The sequence below is a fragment of the Motilimonas sp. 1_MG-2023 genome (assembly GCF_030547455.1).
GTDB lineage: Bacteria > Pseudomonadota > Gammaproteobacteria > Enterobacterales > CBDFNC01 > Motilimonas.
In genome coordinates this window covers 1-241 of the sequence record NZ_JAUOPX010000256.1, presented here as the reverse complement: position 1 = coordinate 241, position 241 = coordinate 1, and the positions used below count along the sequence as shown (strand labels likewise).

1 protein-coding gene is annotated in these 241 nt (G+C 44.0%); it reads right to left on the bottom strand.

The genetic code is table 11. The features are described from left to right. The coding region (locus Q4519_RS22055; RefSeq protein WP_303516123.1) for a hypothetical protein at positions 1–241 on the bottom strand (241 nt) is incomplete at both ends.

Below are 241 nucleotides of genomic sequence, written 5' to 3'. Positions count from 1 at the left end.
TTACCAACCACACGACTTTGCAATATTATTTCATGGACCCCGGGCTTAACTTGCACCCTAAACATGCCATACTCTTCTAAACGAGCGGTAAGGTTTGACTCGAGTTGAAGCGTTTTAATGTTATCCCATGAGACCTGGCCGATTACTACTTCACGCCACTTACCACTAACAAACAGTATAATCTGCGTTGTTAAGACCATCGGCACATCATCGCTTAACATGCGATACACTTCTACGAGCA